This window comes from Diplocloster agilis, assembly GCF_019042275.1.
Taxonomy (GTDB): domain Bacteria; phylum Bacillota; class Clostridia; order Lachnospirales; family Lachnospiraceae; genus Diplocloster; species Diplocloster agilis.
Genome location: NZ_JAHQCW010000008.1, coordinates 101,917 through 116,512 on the forward strand (window position 1 = coordinate 101,917; position 14,596 = coordinate 116,512).

At 46.6% G+C, this 14,596-nt stretch carries 12 protein-coding genes; 2 read left to right on the forward strand and 10 right to left on the reverse strand.

What is annotated here, in order from left to right; genetic code table 11:
- Positions 1 to 12 precede the first annotated feature (12 nt).
- Both KTH89_RS07070 and KTH89_RS07075 read right to left on the reverse strand, forming a co-directional pair.
- The gene (locus KTH89_RS07070) at positions 13 to 846 is read right to left on the reverse strand and encodes a carbohydrate ABC transporter permease (protein WP_238721195.1); all 834 of its coding nucleotides are present in this window, start codon (positions 844 to 846) and stop codon (positions 13 to 15) included.
- Positions 846 to 1,730, reverse strand: a complete 885-nt coding sequence (locus KTH89_RS07075) for a carbohydrate ABC transporter permease (protein WP_238721196.1) — start codon at positions 1,728 to 1,730, stop codon at positions 846 to 848. Before KTH89_RS07075 ends, KTH89_RS07070 begins: the two co-directional genes overlap by 1 nt.
- A gap of 195 nt (positions 1,731 to 1,925) precedes the next feature.
- On the opposite strand from KTH89_RS07075, the gene KTH89_RS07080 reads away from it, so the two are divergent.
- Positions 1,926 to 3,710, forward strand: coding sequence for a sensor histidine kinase (locus tag KTH89_RS07080; protein ID WP_158343579.1), 1,785 nt, complete (start codon positions 1,926 to 1,928; stop codon positions 3,708 to 3,710).
- On the forward strand, positions 3,703 to 4,893 hold the full coding sequence (locus tag KTH89_RS07085; protein WP_238721197.1) for a response regulator transcription factor: 1,191 nt from the start codon (positions 3,703 to 3,705) through the stop codon (positions 4,891 to 4,893). The genes KTH89_RS07080 and KTH89_RS07085 overlap by 8 nt, the downstream gene beginning before the upstream one ends.
- Here KTH89_RS07085 and KTH89_RS07090 read toward each other — a convergent pair whose 3' ends face one another.
- The 8 genes from KTH89_RS07090 to fusA form a co-directional block, all read right to left on the reverse strand.
- Complete coding sequence (locus KTH89_RS07090) at positions 4,894 to 6,246, reverse strand: ABC transporter substrate-binding protein (RefSeq protein ID WP_158343575.1); 1,353 nt, start codon at positions 6,244 to 6,246, stop codon at positions 4,894 to 4,896.
- 346 nt (positions 6,247 to 6,592) lie between these two features.
- Positions 6,593 to 7,468 (reverse strand): hypothetical protein, encoded by an 876-nt coding sequence (locus tag KTH89_RS07095; RefSeq protein ID WP_238721198.1) that lies wholly within the window; start codon positions 7,466 to 7,468, stop codon positions 6,593 to 6,595.
- Positions 7,452 to 7,964: a sigma-70 family RNA polymerase sigma factor gene (locus KTH89_RS07100; protein ID WP_238721199.1), complete on the reverse strand. Its 513-nt coding sequence runs from the start codon at positions 7,962 to 7,964 to the stop codon at positions 7,452 to 7,454. Before KTH89_RS07100 ends, KTH89_RS07095 begins: the two co-directional genes overlap by 17 nt.
- A 30-nt stretch (positions 7,965 to 7,994) precedes the next feature.
- Complete coding sequence (locus KTH89_RS07105) at positions 7,995 to 8,729, reverse strand: hypothetical protein (protein ID WP_238721200.1); 735 nt, start codon at positions 8,727 to 8,729, stop codon at positions 7,995 to 7,997.
- Positions 8,730 to 8,900: 171 nt separating this feature from the next.
- The gene (locus tag KTH89_RS07110; RefSeq protein WP_238721201.1) at positions 8,901 to 10,409 is read right to left on the reverse strand and encodes a hypothetical protein; all 1,509 of its coding nucleotides are present in this window, start codon (positions 10,407 to 10,409) and stop codon (positions 8,901 to 8,903) included.
- Positions 10,396 to 10,962, reverse strand: coding sequence for an RNA polymerase sigma factor (locus KTH89_RS07115; RefSeq protein WP_238721202.1), 567 nt, complete (start codon positions 10,960 to 10,962; stop codon positions 10,396 to 10,398). Before KTH89_RS07115 ends, KTH89_RS07110 begins: the two co-directional genes overlap by 14 nt.
- Before the next feature lie 136 nt (positions 10,963 to 11,098).
- Positions 11,099 to 12,292 carry an elongation factor Tu gene (tuf, locus tag KTH89_RS07120; protein WP_158347861.1) on the reverse strand — a complete coding sequence of 398 codons (1,194 nt, stop codon included), beginning with the start codon at positions 12,290 to 12,292 and terminating at the stop codon, positions 11,099 to 11,101.
- Between the two features lie 141 nt (positions 12,293 to 12,433).
- The gene (gene fusA / locus KTH89_RS07125) at positions 12,434 to 14,551 is read right to left on the reverse strand and encodes an elongation factor G (RefSeq protein ID WP_158347863.1); all 2,118 of its coding nucleotides are present in this window, start codon (positions 14,549 to 14,551) and stop codon (positions 12,434 to 12,436) included.
- Positions 14,552 to 14,596 lie beyond the last annotated feature (45 nt).

Consider the following 14,596-nt stretch of genomic DNA (forward strand, 5'->3'; position numbering starts at 1 on the left):
CCTCTGCCGTCCTTATCCTTTTACGGCCCCGGCCGTCATCCCGTCGATAATGTATTTCTGACACAGGAAATATATAATCACGATCGGGAGGGTCACCAGCACGATATCTGCGAACACCATGTTCCATTGCGAGCTGTACCGCCCGCAGAAATTATAAATCGTCATGGTAATCGGCCATCTTTTCGGATCGTTCATCAGGTAGAGCGGCATCCGGAATTCATTCCAAATGGATACGAATACCGCTATGACGATGGTGGCATTCACAGGCTTCAACAGCGGAAATATGACCTGGAAAAACACCCGCAAGGGACTGCAGCCGTCAATAATCGCCGCTTCATCAATGGTCGTTGAGATCGTCGGTACGAAGCCATGATAAATGAAAACGCAGAATGAGACCGAGGTAGCCGTATAGACCAGAATCAAGCCGGTCAGTGTATTCATCAGTTTGAGGCTCTGCATAATCTTAATCGTGGGGATCATGGCTATATTGAACACAAGTCCCAGCAGCAGCAGATAAAACAAAAACCGGCTGAGCCTGTTACGGTTTCTGGAGAGTACATAAGCAGCCATGGAGCTTAACACCACGCACAAGAGCACCGTAACCCCTGTTATCACCACGCTGTTTCCAAAGCATCGGACCACATCCGCCTTCTGAAACACTTCTACATAGTTCCGGAATTGAAAAACTGCAGGAAGCTCCAGGCTTAAATAATCCGCTTCCGCCGCCGTCTTTAAGGAATTTACCACCACAACCGCTATCGGACACAGAATTGTGAGGGAAAGGAGCCACAAAAATATCTCCAGACATATATTAAATATGGTACCCCGCTTTGTCTGCAATTCCATTACAGCTCCACCTCCCTTTTTTTCAACAGAGCCAGACCCGCGAAAGCAAGAACCGCGATAATAATATTCAGTACCAGTTCATATGCCGTTGCCATTCCATATCTGCCGGCAGACAGCTCTTTATATACCATCGTAGCCAATACCTGGGTCTGCATTCCCGGCCCTCCTTTTGTTATGGTAATGACAAAGTCAAACACTTTGAGGCCGCCTACGAAGCCCAAAAACAGATTGATCGTTACCGAAGAGATCAGCAACGGAAGTGTAATCCTAAAAAAGGTCTGGATCTTTCCCGCCCCGTCAATCTTAGCGGCCTCATAATATTCACCCGGGATTCCCTGAAGGCCGGCCAGATAAATCAGGGACGTCATACCGACGCCTTTCCATATTCCGGCTATAATCACGCTGTTCATGGCGATGGCCGGGTCCGCGATCCACTGCTGCGTAAGATTTCCAAGCCCTATTCCCCGCAGCACCGTATTGATAATCCCGTACTGTGGATTATAGACCGCGGTAAAAATCAGTCCCACCGCAAGCGCACAGAGCATCGTGGGTATAAAGTAGATGGTCCGAAGAATGCTTTTTGTCTTTAAGTTTTTGTTCAAAGCCAGCGCCAGCATAAGGGATATAATATTACCCAGTATTAACGTCATAAACGCATAGTAGAGGGTATTTGACACTGCCCGCCAGAATATCCTGGCTGTGGATGAGTCGGTAAACATCTGCTTGAAATTGTCCAGTCCGTTGAATTTGATATCGGACACATAGATATTCCAATTGGTAAAGGCATAGACTTCTCCGAACGTTATGGGGATCAGATAAAAAATGCCATACACCAGCAGAACCGGCAGGACAAAATAAAGAGGATAGAATTTGCTCTTCTTCATGGTTTCTCACTCCTTTCTTTGCGATTATTTCCATCATTATACCGGAGTGACCCAGCCAGTAAAATGAACATTCTTAAGATCTGCCCTGGACATTCTTAATCTAAAGCGTCCACCCTCTGTCATTCTTTTTTTAACTCTGCTATAATTTTTGTTAGCAATGAACATACCTCTCCTATAGAACAGGGTGAATTCCATATGAAACACAGGTCTCAAAGAAGAAATTTATTTTTATCCTTTACCGTAGTAATTATCGCTTTCACCATTGCCTATCTTCTGCTGATTTTCGGCCGGGATTACCAGAATTCCAAGGAACGGTATCTGAATGACCGGGCACAGCTTGTGGGGCAGGTTGCCAGTCAGGCGGAAAACTATTTTTCGTTAATGGACAACATATTGCTCCAGATTATTTACAGCGATGCGATCTATGAAGCGCTCACCGCCGCAAACCATGACCTGAGCCCTACCAATTATTTTGATATTAATCTACAGGCAAAGAAGAACTGTACCCAGGATATGTCCGCCTATATTTCCATCACCAATCAGATATCCCGGGCCAGCATATTTGGCGTGCGGGGGGATTACTGCTCCATCGGTTCCCCCAGGCGCAATCTGAATACCTCCGATATCTTAGAATTAGACGCTGTAAAAAACGCGGAGCTACTGAATGGTTCCCTGTGCATTCAGGGTCCTTCCGCAGATCCGCTTTCCTCGTCCAGCGATAAATTGTATTACAGTGCATCCAGGCTCAGCAAACGAGGCTATGTGTCCTACGGATATACGGAGGTGCTGCAGTCCTATGAAAACCTGGAAAAAATCTGTCAGCCCGCCCCCACGGTTGATATTTTTATCTTTGACGGCAGTGAGCAGCTGCTGTATCCGGCGCCGTCCTATGTGACCGTTTCCGAAGAAGTCTTACGCTCCCGTTACCAGGAGGCCTGCGCTCATTTGGATTCCGGCGATACGAGCCAGTTTGAATATGAAGGGGAAATCATCAGCTCCATTAAGCTTAATAACGGCTTTACTCTTCTGGCAGTGGAGAACCGCATGGATTTATTTGAATATCTGTATCATATACGCAATACCACCTTCTTCTTCGCGTTCCTGGTGTCTTTGTTCAGTATATGGATTGTATATTATATCAGCAAATACACCTCCCAGTCCGTGGAAAAGCTGACCGCAGCAGTAAAAAAGATCGATTTCCACGATTATATACTTCCGCTCAATCCGGATGACTGCACCACCCACGAAACCCGGCAGCTCGCCCAGGCTACCGGACAGATGCTGCAAAAGCTTCAGCAGTACGCGGTGCTGTCCTCGGAATCCCAGATGCGGGAGCTGCAGGCCACCATCGTGGCCCTCCAGTCCCAGCTCAACCCGCATTTTATAAACAATACGCTGGCGGCCATCAGTTCCGCCGCGCTATCGAGCGGAGACTTTAACATCGTAAATATGTGTTCCCATCTATCCCGCATACTGATCTATACGCAGGAGGTAGACACGGCAACAACCCTAAAGATGGAATTCGAGTATACGGAACATTATCTTGCTCTCATGAAATATCGTTATGGAGACCGTCTGGAATACACCCTTAAGTTCGACCATGCTCTCGAAGAGATACCTGTGCCCAGGCTAATTCTGCAGCCCCTGGTCGAAAACTGCATCTATCACGGTTTCAACAGTGACCGGGCGCTGAAAAAAATAGATATCTCAGGAGAGGCGGACGGGAATACCTGGAAGATTTATATAACAGATAACGGCCGCGGGTTTTCTGAGGAATCAAAAGCCGCTATCCACGACGGGCAGGAGCGGATCAAACGTCTGCTGGACAGCGGCCAGGCATCCTACATCCGTTCCGATGAGCTGGGTGTTTTAAATACCTTTTCAAGACTCTATATACGCCAAAAGCAGAATACCGTTTTCGAAATCCATTCCACTCACTCCGGCGCCACGGTCACAATAGGAGGACTCATTTATGATTAAAGTGTTTCTGGTTGAAGATGAACAGCTCTTGTTAAACGGGCTGGCCGCGTTACTGCATTCCCTCGATACCGAATTGGAAATCACAGGCTATGCCTATGACGGCCAGGAAGCATGGGAGATGATCCCCAAAAACCCTCCTGATATGCTGATCACGGATATTCGGATGCCGGGTATGACAGGCCTTGAATTAATCGAATTGGTTACGGCAGCTTATCCGGATGTGCTGCCGATTATCATCAGCGGATATGCCGACTTCGAATACGCCAGAACCTCCCTGCGGCTAAATGTGTATGATTACCTGTTAAAGCCCCTGATCCCGAATGAAGTAAAACGGACGATTGCCAATGGAGCGGAAGAAATAGAAAACCGGAAAAAACAGAATATAGACGACTATTTCAGAAATATTTTTCCCATTTCCCCCAAAACCCGAAACGTACCCGCCGGCCTGCAAAACATAAACTGCTTCCGGATTGCCTACATCTGCATCGGCCCTATCCTATCGGAAGATTGTTTGGGTATTTTGGACGCGATTCCCCATTTTAAAGACCAGGCGGCGGCCGGCGCCCACGACCTGTTTCCGGAAGCCCAATGCTGGGTGGTACCCGGAAAATATGCAAATGAGTATATTATTATTCTGGGTTTCCCCTCCAGTTTGTCCGATGCATCCGAAGAATCTCTCTCCCAACTGTGGGAGAAAATCTATCTTCTCATTCCGAATACCACTATGGTCGTCAGCTGTCCTTTAGACGGCTCAAACCACATACTGGAAGAAATCATGAACCTGAGGACCTTTTTAAAGCAGCATATTACTTCCGATATCCCTCATACCTCATACTATGAGTATGAAACGAAAAATCTTGCCGATCAGATGAAAGAATATATGGTGAGCAATTATAACCGACCTATTTCCCTAAATGATTTATCCGAACATTTCCATTACTCTATAGGGTATCTCTGCAGCGTGTTCCGCGCCGCCTACCAGGTGGCCCCTCTGCGGTACCTAAACCAGATCCGCATTGCCAACGCAAAATATCTGTTATCCGATCAAAATAGAGACACCCTTTTAAAGGATGTCTCCACATTGGTCGGCTTTACCGATCCGTTTTATTTCAGCCGGCTGTTTAAAAAAGAAACGGGAATGTCTCCATCTGAATATCGCCGAAACGCTCTGAATGCCGAATGATTACCAGCCGGGAAGGCCCTGGGCTTCCGCATTCTTCGCGATTTCATCATCGATCGCTTTTAATACTTCTTTTGGAGTTAAATTCCCCAAAAGCATCTCGGGAATCACTTCATATGTTATATGGGAATAGCTGGCGGGGACATAATCAAACCATACGCTGCCAATCTTTCCGCTCTGGACTGCCTTCTGCGCCTCCTGAATCTGGGGAATCAGATCCAGAGTGACACCCTCGAAATAGCATGCCTGCTGTTCTGCATTATACTGCTTCTCCACATTTTCAGGCCTTGCCAGAAAATTAAACAGTTGAAGGGCTTCCTCAATGTGCTCACTGTCTTTGTTAATATAAAGGGCTTCCGAACAGGGTACTGCATAAGCTCCGCTTCCATCGACCGGGAACGGCATAAGACCGATCTTCTCCGTAAAATCCGGATATTTTTGGGCGCCGTAAGCGAAGACGTGATCGCCAAATACGAACATTGCGGCTCTGCCTTCATAAAGTGCGCCATACATTCCATCATGCATGTCGGACAACGGCGTCTCTCCGTAATATCCTTTCTCAAAAAAGTCCAGCTGGCGCTGCAGACACTCTACCGCTTCCGGCAGATCTGCAAGCTTTACTTTATTCTGCGCATATTGTTCCCAAAAATCAGGTACTTGCGCCGCAATATAGGCTCCCCAATAGGTATCCAGCCACGTTTCCGTCGGCCAGGCATCTCCGCCGGAGAGATAGATCGGTATCACGCCCGAATCTTTTATTTTCCCGCAGATCGCTTCCAGCTCCTCGAACGTGTTCGGCTGTTCCAGGCCCAGATCTTCAAAAACCTGTTTGTTATAGAGAATGCCCCAATTCTGAACGCCGGCATTCGGAAATCCATATACTTCGCCGCCCCAGTTCAAATAAGTGTCCAAAAGTTCTTTATTTACATTCTCCAGGCAGGGATCATCCGTGATCGGAAGAAAATTATCTTCCGGCATCAGGATACTGCGTCCGCCCTCCCCGTTGAAATAGGCTACCACATCCGGCAATTCCTTGGTTGCGATCTTAGCGCCCAGTATACTATTATTCATGTCGTTCGGATTTGTGATCAGCTCAATGGCGATTCCGGTTTCATCCTCGAATTGCTGGTAGAGTTCCAGTTCCACCTCGGAAAAACAATCTTCCGATCCCATGATAGTAAGAGTAGTATTTTTCTTTGACCCTTGTGTGGCCGTTTCTCCCTCCTGTTTTTTCGCCGACTCCTGTCCGCCGGTATTCTCAGGCTGCGCCTCCTGCCCCGTACTTTTGTCCGAACCGCAGGCGGCCAGTGATACTAACATCGCTCCAGCCAACAAAATACTCCATAATTTCCTCATACCTTTCCTCCTTGCATAAAAGTTATGGTCCCGGAATCCAAGCGACCAGAATGGAACCGTCTTTATGTAGAGAGATTCCGGGATATTAGATAGTTCATTCTACATGGGTAATTGCAATCACCAACCCCGATGAGGTTAGTAATATTATAGGTTTATTTTTCCGGAAAGCAAATGGATAAAATTTCTGTAAGACCTAGATGATATTAACATTCTATGAGATAAAATGATTCCAAGCGGAATAAACAGGAGCTGTCGCACTAACAAAAGAACCAGGCCACCCGGAGCGTCCCCAAATACCGCCCGCGGTTCCAAGCCATAAGCAGCGGACATACAAAGCCTCCGCATATCAATTCACCGGCCCTTCCCCCACTTTACCGCTTCCTACATACAATTCATATTCCGTGTTATATTTATCACGCAGCGTATCGGAAGCTTCCTTGGCCTCTTTCTCTGTATCAAACTCCCCGATCACAATGATATACTTCCCCTCCCGTGTCTTCACCTGGGACGGATGCTCGTCACGGTATTGTGAAACCAGGCTTTCCAGTTTCTTCCCATACGGTACCGGATTAGATCTTATATAATAGACCGTCTGGTCGGGATGCCGTTCATCTTCTGTATAATACGCGTCCGGAAAAAAGTTGATAGACAAAGAACCCGGATTGGAGAACTCCATCACTTCATAATTATATCCTTTCTCCAAAACTACGGAAAATGCTAAGTCATTCTCCTTCCCTGTAATTCTGTATACATCAGCCACTGCGTCAATTTTCATCAATTCCTCTTCTATCCTATGAAAATCAGCGTTCTTAAGTCCGTAAAACACAATTTCCATTCTGACCGGCGAGGAAAAATAGGTGACGGAATAGGAAAGTGCATTTTCCGCCGCGGCATGCTCATGTTTAAAAAATATATTTACATTTCCGGAATCCCCGGTAACTTCAATATCGACATCCGGCATCTCTTTTCCGCCGCTGCCTACATGAAAGGCCGTAACAAACATACTGACAATGGGGATTTCCTGTGCATATGTATAAAAAACAGGTATATTCGCACAGGTAAACAAAATGATGATGACGGAAGCCGCCGTGGCCGTTAAGCTTTTCAACCGCTTCTTTTTCTGGAGCCGGTGTTTTTTATGGATACCTTTTTTTATGGCGTCTAACAGTTCATCCTCAGGAATCGGAATCTGATCATACTTTTCTTTACCGGAATTTGTCATGGCACTTCACTCCTTCCATATAATTCTTCATATGTCTCAGGCATTTATATATTTTCGATTTTACCGTGCTTTCCGGCATATTCAGAATTTCCGATATCTCACGAAAGGTATACTCCTCAAAATATTTCAGGATGATACATGTTTTTTCGTCCGGCTCCAGGATATCGATTGCGTCATATAAGTCAAATATAACTTCCTCATCGAAACCAGTAAGGCCATGCTCTTCCGGCTCCATCATATAATCCCCGAATATGACCAGCCGGGCATTTTTTCTTTCATGGTCAATTGCCGTATTGATTACAATCCGAGTCATCCAGGTGATAAAAAAGGCGCTTTCCTTTAATGATTTTAAGTATTTCAGGCCCTTATATGTAGATTCGCTGACAATATCAAGCGCGTCCTGTTCATTTTTCACATAACTATAGGCGATCCGGTAAAACCTCCGCCTATTGTCTGTCATCAGCTGAGCATATTTCTGTTCGCTAATATGTCCCATTTTTCCTGCGGCTCCTATACACGGTTTTCTCTAATCCTGTAAGGTCAAATAGTTTTGGTTTTCAATATCCGCGGCCAAATCATTACAAATAATAGCGGTTCCCTTCACATCATCGATAGAACCGATTGCTTCCGCATCCGCGACATTTGTATACACACCCTTCTTATATGTTAAAATGACATTTTCGCATGCCGCTCCGCCGCCGGACCGTTGTAGGATCAAGCTTCTGTTCCCGTTTACTTTTTCATCTGTCACAATAACCGGCGTGTTCACCAGCGTAAATGCCTGTTCTATAGAACCGTCCTCTCCGTTTAACAGCAGCGCCGAAGATCCGCCCGAACCGCTTACGTAGTTTCCCATAACGAAAACAAAGATTTCATCCTTGTTATCCTCATTTAAATCTACATAGTTATAATAATATCTTGTCTCCCCCCACTCTTCCTCAGGGATTTCATAGTATTTGATGATTGCCGCTTTCACCTGATCGTTTGGTTTTGTTTCCGACATTACTTTTGTTATACCCTTCGGGAGCCAATCCATGAAACCAGATGCCGTGTCCATCTGATCTGCCGCCTCCGGTTCGTCTGTCTTATTTGCCCCGGAGGACTGATCTGTCCCACCGGCTATTATATTTTTACTTTCTGCCTCTTCTGTCCCATCTGTTTTCACATCCGTTTTCACTTCTGTTTTCAAACCCGAACATCCGTTAAACACGATTACTGACGCAATAACGATACACAGGAACTTAAATAATTGGTTACGCATTGTATTATCCTCCATTTTCAAATAATTGTCTCTATCTATTAGACGAAGCAGCCGGCCATCCAGACGAAATTAATTTCCTTTTTCATAACTATATTTTATCACCCGACGTTTCTTAAAAATAGATTACAGGGCCGGTTCCAAAAACACAGCCCTGCATCACAGCCAATCCGCTCATCGCAGCGAATACAAATATATATAGCTTTCGGTCCAATCCTCATTTGCCGCATTTATCATAATACGGTCCCCGTCCCAGCCGATGGAATATTCATGAGCGCCGGTGCTGTTCTTGCGGTCCAGCAGGTAAAACACTTCATTTCTCACGTCAATTACTCCGATCCGGGAGATCCCGTCTTCTGAAAAAGCGGAAACCAGGAGTTTATCATTCTTCTCATTGATAATGATGCTTTCCGCCAATTCATCTGTCAGCCCTTCCACGCTCATCCTTTTCCCGGTTTGTTCATCTGCCAAATAGATCCGGCCTGCTTCTTTAACACAGTCATACCGTCCCCCGGAGAACTTTACTTTCAGCCCCTCCTGCTCCTGTGTATCTGATGTCCAGTATTGCGCATGCTCATATATAGTCAGACGCGTATCCTCCGAATAATCATAGCAGTAATAATTAAATTTACCATCCGGGCAATTTTCAAGAATCATAAACTTACCGTCAATCACTTTGACGGAAGAAATATCCTCGATCCCCGTCAGCTCGCTGACTGAAACCGCCCGCTTCCCGGAGGTATCGATCAGATATATCCGGGCCGTTTTCCTATCTGTCCCCAACGATACCGTGAAAAGTCCGTTTCCGGCATCCTCCCAGCTTCTCAGCACAGTATAATCCTTTATCTCCGTCCCCTCTGCATAAATTCCTTCGAACAGGTCTGTCACCTTACCGGTTTCTATATCAAAGATGGCCGAGTAGGAGAATTCATCGCTCTGGGGATTTTTATACAGTGTCAGAATGAACTGGTTGTCATCGGATACCGACAGCAGGAACTCCGCATCGCTGGCTGCATCCGTCATGAAACGGTCCCGCGCACGTTCCCTTACTATCGTCTTCCCCTGATACCGGCAGTAATCATAATCTATACTTCCACTCACTCCCAGCAAAGATACCTCCTTCTCAATCCGGGCGGATGGCACCTCGATAAATTCATTATTCTCAGCAGCATAAAATATCGTGTTATTCTCATCATTAACATAGTAAAATAAGTTCCCGATCCTATCCAGATAGGAATCCGACTGAAGATACTGTACGTTAAAAATCTCGTCCAGTGTACCGTCGGCATACAGATCAATCTGGCTGTCCCTGACATTTCCACTACCCCTTTGTCCTTGAGCCGGGGATGTCTGCGTTGCCGCATTCGTTTCCTTCGGTGCCGGCACATTTTCCCGCTGCTGTGGTAAAGGGGGTGTCCCCTTCTCCATAGGCGGCGGCACCTCCTCCGTTTCCAGGAACTGGAACAGCGATATCACCCATTCCCTGAACTGGGCGTTTGCGGTGAATGCGGTCACGAGGGAAATCCCAATCACCACCGCGATCATGGCCGCCCACTTTAAACAGGCATGCCTCTTTGGCATTTTCACAGCTTTGCCGCCGGTCAGATCCCCGGCTTCGATCGCCGCTGATAAATAAGTATCGTCGATCTGTCCCACCGCTTCTATTATTCTATCTGATCTCATCGCCGTACCCCCTTTCCTGCAGGTACAGGCGCAGTTTTTTCCCATCTCTTGAAAGGATCGATTTCACTTTGCTCTCCGTCATCCTATACATAGCCGCGATATCAGGAACCGTATCGAAGAAAAAATATCTTCTGATAAATATATTTCTTTTCTCCAAGGTTAGTTTACTTAAAAACGCGTTGATCGTTTCCACAAGCTCCTGCTGCGAAATCCGCTCCGTCAAGTCGCAGCTGTCTCCCAGGGCTTCTTCCAGTTCCTCATAGACCGGCAGCACATCCATTTTTCTCTTTTTCGCCATATAGTATTTCAGCCTGCCAAGTGAAAGGTTTCTGGTGATCTTGCACAGGAAGGCGCTAAAGTAGGCCGGCCGTTCCTGGGGGATTACATTCCAGAGCCTGAGGTAAGTATCGTTGGTACATTCCTCCGCATCCTGCATATTGTGAAGGATGTTCATCGAAATTCTCATACACAGATGTTCGTATTTTTCTCTGGTCTCTGCGATCGCTCTCTCCGACCTGCTCCAGAATAAATCTATTATTTGCTTATCTTCCATACAGGTTCCTCTCCTTTCACTTGATAGGTAGGATTTTCGTGAGTAAGCGTCGCATTATTCAAATAAAATTTTTCCCGAATTTTAAAAAAGGGCTTCCCCATCTTCAGGGAAGCCCTTTAAAGTCAATATTTATCGATTACTCGATGATCGTAGCAACACGGCCGGAACCAACGGTACGTCCGCCTTCACGGATAGCGAAGGTTAAACCTTGCTCCATAGCGATCGGGTGGATCAGCTCGATGCTCATCTCTACGTTATCGCCAGGCATACACATCTCTACGCCTTCCGGAAGATTAACAACACCGGTAACGTCAGTTGTTCTGAAGTAGAACTGAGGTCTGTAGTTGTTGAAGAAAGGAGTATGACGTCCACCTTCATCTTTGGTCAGAACGTAAACCTGAGCGGTAAATTTCTTATGGCATTTTACAGAGCCGGGTTTTGCAAGAACCTGTCCTCTTTCGATTTCAGTTCTCTGAACACCACGAAGCAGTGCGCCAATGTTATCACCAGCCTGGCCTTCGTCCAGTAATTTACGGAACATTTCGATACCGGTTACAACAGTCTTTCTGGACTCTTCTTTGATACCGATGATTTCAACTTCCTCGTTTACATGCAGAACACCACGCTCTACTCTACCGGTTGCAACAGTACCACGGCCGGTGATCGTAAATACGTCCTCTACAGGCATCAGGAAAGGTTTGTCAGTGTCACGCTGAGGATCGGGAACCCAAGAGTCAACAGCTTCCATTAACTCAAGGATCTTGTCGCCCCACTCGCTGGAGGGATCTTCCAGAGCTTTCAGAGCAGAACCTCTGATAACAGGAGTGTCATCTCCGGGGAACTCATACTCGCTTAACAGATCTCTGATTTCCATCTCTACTAATTCAAGCAGTTCTTCGTCGTCTACCATGTCACATTTGTTCATGAATACAACGATGTAAGGAACACCTACCTGACGGGACAGAAGGATATGCTCTTTTGTCTGAGCCATTACACCATCGGTAGCAGCTACAACCAGGATAGCACCGTCCATCTGAGCAGCACCGGTGATCATGTTCTTAACGTAGTCAGCATGTCCGGGGCAGTCAACGTGAGCGTAGTGTCTGTTGGGGGTCTCATACTCAACGTGAGCGGTAGAGATCGTGATTCCTCTTTCTCTCTCTTCGGGAGCTTTATCGATATTCTCGAAAGCTACCTCTTCGCCGGTACCATATCTTGCATGAAGAGTTTTGGTAATAGCAGCGGTCAGAGTAGTTTTACCATGGTCTACGTGACCAATGGTACCGATATTACAATGCGGTTTGGATCTTTCAAATTTAGCTTTAGCCATTTTAAAACGTCCTCCTTATAAATATCTTGCCTCACGGGCTTATTTTTACTGGTTTTTGGATACTAATCGGCTATTTTTGATTATATTTCATAACGGAAATAAATTCAAGCCTAATTTACTAAATTATGGGCTGATTTCGTCTTATTTATTCTTATCAGCGATAATCTTTTCCTGTACGGACTTCGGCACCTGCTCGTAGTTGTTGAAGAACATAGAGTAGTTACCACGGCCCTGTGTTTTGGAACGAAGGTCGGTAGCGTAACCGAACATCTCGGAAAGCGGAACATATGCTTTGATCAGCTCGGAGCCATTGATGTTATCCATACCTTCGATACGGCCACGGCGGGAGTTGATATCACCGATAACATCACCCATGTAGTCCTCGGGAGTGGTTACTTCCACCTTCATGATCGGCTCTAACAGCACCGGGTTACCTTTTGACATCGCGTCCTTGAATGCAAGGGAACCTGCGATGTGGAACGCCATCTCACTGGAGTCGACCTCATGGTAAGAACCGTCGTATACGGTAGCTTTGATACCAAGAACGGGATACCCGCCCAGGATACCTGCTTTCGCAGCTTCCTCGATACCTTCGCCGACAGCCGGGATGTATTCCTTCGGAATAGCGCCGCCGACAACCGCGGATTCGAAAATGAATGTGGTTTCCGCATTGGCATCCATCGGCTCGAAACGAACCTTACAATGACCATACTGTCCACGTCCACCGGACTGTTTCGCGTATTTGCTGTCCACTTCCACGGTCTTGGTAAAGGTTTCTTTGTAAGCAACCTGAGGAGCGCCTACGTTTGCCTCTACTTTGAACTCTCTTAAAAGTCTGTCTACGATAATTTCCAGATGCAGCTCGCCCATACCTTCGATGATGGTCTGGCCGGTCTCATGATTCGTATGCGTCCGGAAGGTGGGATCTTCTTCCGCCAGCTTCGCCAGCGCTTCACCCATCTTGCCCTGACCTGCTTTGGTCTTAGGCTCGATCGCAACGGAGATAACCGGTTCCGGGAACTCCATGGACTCTAAGATAACCGGGTGCTGCTCGTCGCAGATCGTATCACCGGTTGTTGTCAGCTTGAAACCAACAGCAGCGGCGATGTCACCGGAATATACCTTATCCAGTTCCTGTCTCTTGTTCGCATGCATCTGCAGGATACGGCCCACACGCTCTTTTTTGCCTTTGGTCGCATTCAATACGTAAGAACCGGAGTTCATCGTACCGGAGTACACACGGAAGAATGCCAGTTTTCCAACGAACGGGTCAGCCATGATTTTAAATGCCAGTGCGGAGAAAGGCTCTTCATCGGAAGAATGTCTCTCCACTTCGTTACCGTCCATATCCACTCCTGTAATAGAAGGGATGTCGGTAGGAGCGGGCATAAACTCAAGAATCGCATCCAGAAGTTTCTGAACGCCTTTGTTCCGGTATGCGGTACCGCAGCAGACAGGAATAATTTCACAGGAGCAGGTAGCCTTACGAAGGGCAGCTTTTAATGCTTCCACAGAAGGTTCTTCTCCCTCCAGATATTCCATCATCAGTTCATCGTCCGTCTCACAGATCTTTTCGATCATGTCGGTGCGATATTCCTGAGCCTGAGCCTGCATATCCTCCGGAATGGCTTCGATACTGATATCTTCGCCCTTGTCATCATTATAGATATATGCCTGCATTTCAAACAGATCGATAATGCCTTTGAATTCATCTTCTTTGCCGATCGGCAGCTGAAGCGGAACTGCATTTTTACCCAATCTGGTCTTAATCATATCTACAGCATTGTAGAAGTCTGCACCCATGATATCCATCTTATTGATGAATGCCATACGGGGTACATTGTATTTGTCAGCCTGACGCCATACATTCTCGGACTGAGGCTCAACGCCTCCCTTTGCACAGAAGACGCCAACCGCACCATCCAGTACACGCAAGGAACGCTCTACCTCAACGGTAAAGTCCACGTGTCCGGGAGTATCAATGATATTGATACGATGCTCAAGAGCACCCGGCATAGGTTTGTTTTCTTTCTGCAATGTCCAGTGACATGTGGTGGCGGCTGAAGTGATGGTGATACCTCTTTCCTGTTCCTGCTCCATCCAGTCCATGGTAGCAGTACCCTCATGAGTGTCACCAATTTTGTAATTCACACCGGTATAATATAAAATACGCTCGGTCAATGTGGTTTTACCCGCATCGATATGCGCCATAATACCGATATTTCTGGTTCTCTCTAACGGATATTCTCTTCCAGCCAAGGGATTTTCCTCCTTAAATCTAGTGCTGCAAACCTGCCCTCCCGG

Coding starts and splice junctions, on each gene's coding strand:
- KTH89_RS07100 (WP_238721199.1), bottom strand. CDS start 7,964: ATGGGACATATTAGCGAACAGAAATATGCTCAGCTGATGACAGACAAT.
- KTH89_RS07080 (WP_158343579.1), top strand. CDS start 1,926: ATGAAACACAGGTCTCAAAGAAGAAATTTATTTTTATCCTTTACCGTA.
- KTH89_RS07095 (WP_238721198.1), bottom strand. CDS start 7,468: ATGACAAATTCCGGTAAAGAAAAGTATGATCAGATTCCGATTCCTGAG.
- KTH89_RS07115 (WP_238721202.1), bottom strand. CDS start 10,962: ATGGAAGATAAGCAAATAATAGATTTATTCTGGAGCAGGTCGGAGAGA.
- tuf (WP_158347861.1), bottom strand. CDS start 12,292: ATGGCTAAAGCTAAATTTGAAAGATCCAAACCGCATTGTAATATCGGT.
- KTH89_RS07110 (WP_238721201.1), bottom strand. CDS start 10,409: ATGAGATCAGATAGAATAATAGAAGCGGTGGGACAGATCGACGATACT.
- KTH89_RS07075 (WP_238721196.1), bottom strand. CDS start 1,730: ATGAAGAAGAGCAAATTCTATCCTCTTTATTTTGTCCTGCCGGTTCTG.
- KTH89_RS07090 (WP_158343575.1), bottom strand. CDS start 6,246: ATGAGGAAATTATGGAGTATTTTGTTGGCTGGAGCGATGTTAGTATCA.
- KTH89_RS07085 (WP_238721197.1), top strand. CDS start 3,703: ATGATTAAAGTGTTTCTGGTTGAAGATGAACAGCTCTTGTTAAACGGG.
- KTH89_RS07105 (WP_238721200.1), bottom strand. CDS start 8,729: ATGCGTAACCAATTATTTAAGTTCCTGTGTATCGTTATTGCGTCAGTA.
- KTH89_RS07070 (WP_238721195.1), bottom strand. CDS start 846: ATGGAATTGCAGACAAAGCGGGGTACCATATTTAATATATGTCTGGAG.